Origin of the sequence: Ancylobacter sp. G4_0304, from assembly GCF_047501495.1 — a bacterium.
Lineage (GTDB): Bacteria > Pseudomonadota > Alphaproteobacteria > Rhizobiales > Xanthobacteraceae > Ancylobacter.
Genome location: NZ_JAZDRM010000069.1, coordinates 1 through 5702, shown reverse-complemented (window position 1 = coordinate 5702; position 5702 = coordinate 1). Strand labels below are relative to the sequence as shown.

Annotated in this window: 2 tRNA genes and 3 rRNA genes; all 5 read left to right on the top strand. The window is 55.2% G+C overall.

Annotated features, from left to right (window positions below):
* Positions 1–405 precede the first annotated feature (405 nt).
* The 5 genes from VRZ77_RS21525 (at position 406) to rrf (ending at position 5617) form a co-directional block, all read left to right on the top strand.
* Positions 406–1888: ribosomal RNA gene (locus VRZ77_RS21525) — 16S ribosomal RNA — on the top strand.
* 159 nt (positions 1889–2047) lie between these two features.
* Positions 2048–2124: transfer RNA gene (locus VRZ77_RS21520), tRNA-Ile, on the top strand.
* Between the two features lie 39 nt (positions 2125–2163).
* Positions 2164–2239: transfer RNA gene (locus tag VRZ77_RS21515), tRNA-Ala, on the top strand.
* Between the two features lie 349 nt (positions 2240–2588).
* Positions 2589–5407: ribosomal RNA gene (locus tag VRZ77_RS21510) — 23S ribosomal RNA — on the top strand.
* A gap of 95 nt (positions 5408–5502) precedes the next feature.
* A 5S ribosomal RNA gene (gene rrf, locus VRZ77_RS21505) occupies positions 5503–5617 on the top strand.
* Together the 16S, 23S and 5S rRNA genes with 2 tRNA genes alongside form the textbook arrangement of a ribosomal RNA operon.
* Positions 5618–5702: the final 85 nt, after the last annotated feature.

The following is a 5702-nucleotide window of genomic DNA, read 5'->3' as shown; positions in this document are numbered from 1 at the left end:
GCCCATCGACGGGGCGCGCCGCTGACGCGGTGCTGACGCTCCTCTGGTTGATCCCGACAGAGACGAGGTCTTCGGACCGGCGGTCGCCGGAGGGAAAACTGTCGAGTGCTTAAGGGTGTGAGCCCTTAGGTTGAGGGCTTCGGTTTGAAGCTTTTGGAATTTGGGCTTCGGCCCTGGGCGCCTTGGGTGTCCGTGCTGTTTGACAGGTTAATAGGAAGAAAGAGAAACGTGGACGGCGGGGTCCTTGCGGACTTCCCTTCAGCCTTCGGGTTGCGGGAAGTCGGATGAGACTTCGGTACGTCTTACGTTTTAGGAGCCGCGCATCCTGCGAAGGATGTGTGTTGTTCCAATCTCGTCAAGAGATTTGAGCGTAGCGACGATTATGCCGGTTCAAAATATCTCATTCAACTTGAGAGTTTGATCCTGGCTCAGAACGAACGCTGGCGGCAGGCTTAACACATGCAAGTCGAGCGCCCCGCAAGGGGAGCGGCAGACGGGTGAGTAACACGTGGGGATCTGCCCGATGGTACGGAATAATTCCGGGAAACTGGGACTAATACCGTATGTGCCCGCAAGGGGAAAGATTTATCGCCATCGGATGAACCCGCGTCAGATTAGCTAGTTGGTGTGGTAAAGGCGCACCAAGGCGACGATCTGTAGCTGGTCTGAGAGGATGATCAGCCACACTGGGACTGAGACACGGCCCAGACTCCTACGGGAGGCAGCAGTGGGGAATATTGGACAATGGGCGCAAGCCTGATCCAGCCATGCCGCGTGAGTGATGAAGGCCTTAGGGTTGTAAAGCTCTTTCGCCGACGAAGATAATGACGGTAGTCGGAGAAGAAGCCCCGGCTAACTTCGTGCCAGCAGCCGCGGTAATACGAAGGGGGCTAGCGTTGTTCGGAATCACTGGGCGTAAAGCGCACGTAGGCGGATTGTTAAGTCAGGGGTGAAAGCCTGGAGCTCAACTCCAGAACTGCCCTTGATACTGGCAATCTCGAGTCCGGAAGAGGTAAGTGGAACTGCGAGTGTAGAGGTGAAATTCGTAGATATTCGCAAGAACACCAGTGGCGAAGGCGGCTTACTGGTCCGGTACTGACGCTGAGGTGCGAAAGCGTGGGGAGCAAACAGGATTAGATACCCTGGTAGTCCACGCCGTAAACGATGGAGGCTAGCCGTTGGCACGCATGCGTGTCAGTGGCGCAGCTAACGCATTAAGCCTCCCGCCTGGGGAGTACGGTCGCAAGATTAAAACTCAAAGGAATTGACGGGGGCCCGCACAAGCGGTGGAGCATGTGGTTTAATTCGAAGCAACGCGCAGAACCTTACCAGCCTTTGACATGTCCCGGACGGTTACCAGAGATGGTTTCTTCTCTTCGGAGCCGGGAACACAGGTGCTGCATGGCTGTCGTCAGCTCGTGTCGTGAGATGTTGGGTTAAGTCCCGCAACGAGCGCAACCTTCGCCCTTAGTTGCCATCATTCAGTTGGGCACTCTAGGGGGACTGCCGGTGATAAGCCGCGAGGAAGGTGAAGATGACGTCAAGTCCTCATGGCCCTTACGGGCTGGGCTACACACGTGCTACAATGGCGGTGACAGTGGGACGCGAACTCGCGAGGGTGAGCAAATCTCCAAAAGCCGTCTCAGTTCGGATTGCACTCTGCAACTCGAGTGCATGAAGTTGGAATCGCTAGTAATCGTGGATCAGCATGCCACGGTGAATACGTTCCCGGGCCTTGTACACACCGCCCGTCACACCATGGGAGTTGGTTTTACCCGAAGGCGCTGCGCTAACCGCAAGGGGGCAGGCGACCACGGTAGGGTCAGCGACTGGGGTGAAGTCGTAACAAGGTAGCCGTAGGGGAACCTGCGGCTGGATCACCTCCTTTCTAAGGATGTTCCCTCAAGAGAACCTCGGTTCTTTTATCGGAACTCTTAGATCATAGCTCACAGTCAGTGAGCATTATGCGGGACGCCGCCGTCTTCGTTTCTCTTTCTTCATGGACGAGCCCAGGCCGTCGGATCATCTGGATCCGGTCACTGGCTTGGGGCCTGTAGCTCAGGTGGTTAGAGCGCACCCCTGATAAGGGTGAGGTCGGACGTTCGAGTCGTCCCAGGCCCACCACTTATTCGGCGATGCCTCTGGCACCGGCCGCGCTCTTCTGGGGCCATAGCTCAGTTGGGAGAGCGCGTGCTTTGCAAGCATGAGGTCGTCGGTTCGATCCCGTCTGGCTCCACCATCTGGTTGTCGAGCCCTCCGGGTCTTTCTTCCTCTCGTCCATGAGAACCTGAATTCGCACACTTCGCAGGCGTTGCCGGAAGTGAGGCGTGTTGTCTGACATCGTATAGAAGCAATTCATTCGGCCTGTTCCCGATAAGGGGACGGATCGGAGCCATTTCCTGTTGGGCCTTGCCCGGGAGGTTCTGGCGAACGATCGGCGGGAGCGTGACCGCACCGTCACCGAGTGAATGCGAAGCAAGCTGGTCTTTAGAAATAGCTTTGATGCCAGAGACGGGTCTCTCAAAACCGTCTCTCTTTTGCTGGATCCCGCACGGATTTCAGCAAGGGTGAGCATCGAAGATGAGAACGATCAAGTGTCTTAAGGGCATTCGGTGGATGCCTTGGCGCTGAGAGGCGATGAAGGACGTGGTACGCTGCGATAAGTTACGGGGAGCTGCGAACAAGCTTTGATCCGTAAATTTCCGAATGGGGAAACCCACCTTCGATGACTGGAACTCTGAGGCCTTGCCTTGGAGGCAACTTCAAGCCGCAAGGTTTTGGAATTCCAGTTATCACATGAAGGTATCTGATCCTGAATACATAGGGGTTAGAAGCGAACCCGGGGAACTGAAACATCTAAGTACCCGGAGGAAAGGACATCAACAGAGACTCCGTTAGTAGTGGCGAGCGAACGCGGATCAGGCCAGTGGTGAATGTGCGACAAGCGGAATCGGTCAGGAAAGCCGAACCTTAGTGGGTGATAGTCCCGTACGCGTAATGCAATCATTCATCCTTGAGTAAGGCGGGGCACGTGAAACCCTGTCTGAACATGGGAGGACCACCTTCCAAGCCTAAGTACTCCTCAGCGACCGATAGCGAACAAGTACCGTGAGGGAAAGGTGAAAAGCACCCCGACAAGGGGAGTGAAAGAGTTCCTGAAACCGGATGCCTACAAACAGTAGGAGCCCAAGGTTCGTCCTGGGTGACTGCGTACCTTTTGTATAATGGGTCAGCGACTTAGTCTGGCGAGCAAGCTTAAGCCGGTAGGTGTAGGCGCAGCGAAAGCGAGTCTGAACAGGGCGTTCAGTTCGTCGGATTAGACCCGAAGCCGGGTGATCTAGCCATGAGCAGGTTGAAGGTGCGGTAACACGCACTGGAGGACCGAACCGGTGCCTGTTGAAAAAGTCTCGGATGACTTGTGGCTAGGGGTGAAAGGCCAACCAAACTCGGAAATAGCTGGTTCTCCGCGAAAACTATTTAGGTAGTGCCTCGCGTGAATACTCCAGGGGGTAGAGCACTGGATGGGCTAGGGGGATTTACCATCTTACCAAACCTAACCAAACTCCGAATACCTGGAAGTACTGCGCGGGAGACAGACGGCGGGTGCTAACGTCCGTCGTCGAGAGGGAAACAACCCTGACCTACAGCTAAGGCCCCCAAGTCGTGGTTAAGTGTGAAAGGATGTGAGAGTCCGAAAACAACCAGGAGGTTGGCTTAGAAGCAGCCATCCTTTAAAGAAAGCGTAACAGCTCACTGGTCTAGGATTCTTGCGCCGAAAATGTAACGGGGCTCAAACCACGCGCCGAAGCTTAGGGTTCATCTTCGGATGAGCGGTAGCGGAGCGTTCCGTAAGCCTGCGAAGGAGGACCCGTGAGGGCCTCTGGAGGTATCGGAAGTGCGAATGCTGACATGAGTAACGACAAACAGTGTGAGAGACACTGTCGCCGAAAGTCCAAGGGTTCCTGCGTAAAGCTAATCTGCGCAGGGTTAGCCGGCCCCTAAGGCGAGGCCGAAAGGCGTAGTCGATGGGAATCAGGTGAATATTCCTGAGCCTGTGGGTAGTGACGAATCCCGTGTGTTGTCAGACGAATTGGTTCTGTTCTGGCTTCGAAGGGGTTCCAGGAAATAGCTCCCACATTATAGCCCGTACCCGAAACCGACACAGGTGGACTGGTAGAGTATACCAAGGCGCTTGAGAGAACTATGCTGAAGGAACTCGGCAATTTACCTCCGTAACTTCGGGATAAGGAGGCCTTGCGTTTGGGCAACCAGGCGCAAGGGGCACAGACCAGGGGGTGGCAACTGTTTAGCAAAAACACAGGGCTCTGCGAAATCGCAAGATGACGTATAGGGTCTGACGCCTGCCCGGTGCCGGAAGGTTAAGAGGAGAGGTGCAAGCTTTGAATCGAAGCCCCGGTAAACGGCGGCCGTAACTATAACGGTCCTAAGGTAGCGAAATTCCTTGTCGGGTAAGTTCCGACCTGCACGAATGGCGTAATGACTTCCCCGCTGTCTCCAGCATAGACTCAGTGAAATTGAATTCCCCGTGAAGATGCGGGGTTCCTGCGGTCAGACGGAAAGACCCCGTGCACCTTTACTGCAGCTTTGCACTGGCATTCGTGTCGGTATGTGTAGGATAGGTGGTAGACTTTGAAGCGAGGGCGCCAGCTCTCGTGGAGTCATCCTTGAAATACCACCCTTATAGATATGGATGTCTAACCGCGACCCGTTATCCGGGTCCGAGACATTGCATGGCGGGCAGTTTGACTGGGGCGGTCGCCTCCCAAAGAGTAACGGAGGCGCGCGATGGTGGGCTCAGACCGGTCGGAAATCGGTCGTCGAGTGCAATGGCATAAGCCCGCCTGACTGCGAGACTGACAAGTCGAGCAGAGACGAAAGTCGGCCATAGTGATCCGGTGGTCCCACGTGGACGGGCCATCGCTCAACGAATAAAAGGTACGCCGGGGATAACAGGCTGATGATGCCCAAGAGTCCATATCGACGGCATCGTTTGGCACCTCGATGTCGGCTCATCACATCCTGGGGCTGGAGCAGGTCCCAAGGGTTCGGCTGTTCGCCGATTAAAGTGGTACGTGAGCTGGGTTCAGAACGTCGTGAGACAGTTCGGTCCCTATCTGCCGTGGGTGTAGGAATATTGAGAGGATTTGTCCCTAGTACGAGAGGACCGGGATGAACGTACCTCTGGTGGAGCTGTTGTGGCGCCAGCCGCAGTGCAGCGTAGCTATGTACGGTCGGGATAACCGCTGAAAGCATCTAAGCGGGAAACCCACCTCAAAACGAGTATTCCCTTGAGAACCGTGGAAGACGACCACGTTGATAGGCCGGGTGTGTAAGTGTGGCGACATATTTAGCTTACCGGTACTAATCGTTCGATTGGCTTGATCGTTCTCATCCTCGATGGTCATCATCAGGATCAAAGCAACGAGACCAGAAATCAGATCCAAAAGGATCCTTGCTTCGCAAAATGCTGTGCTTCGCCGGCCTGGTGGCTATTGCGAGGAGCCTGAACCCGATCCCATCCCGAACTCGGCCGTTAAACTCCTCTGCGCCGATGGTACTATGTCTTAAGACCTGGGAGAGTAGGTCGCTGCCAGGCCTGCCAAACACAGCATCCGCTTCTAAACGATACCTACAAAAACCCCCGCAAGGCTCAAAAAGCCGGCGGGGGTTTTCGTTTGTGT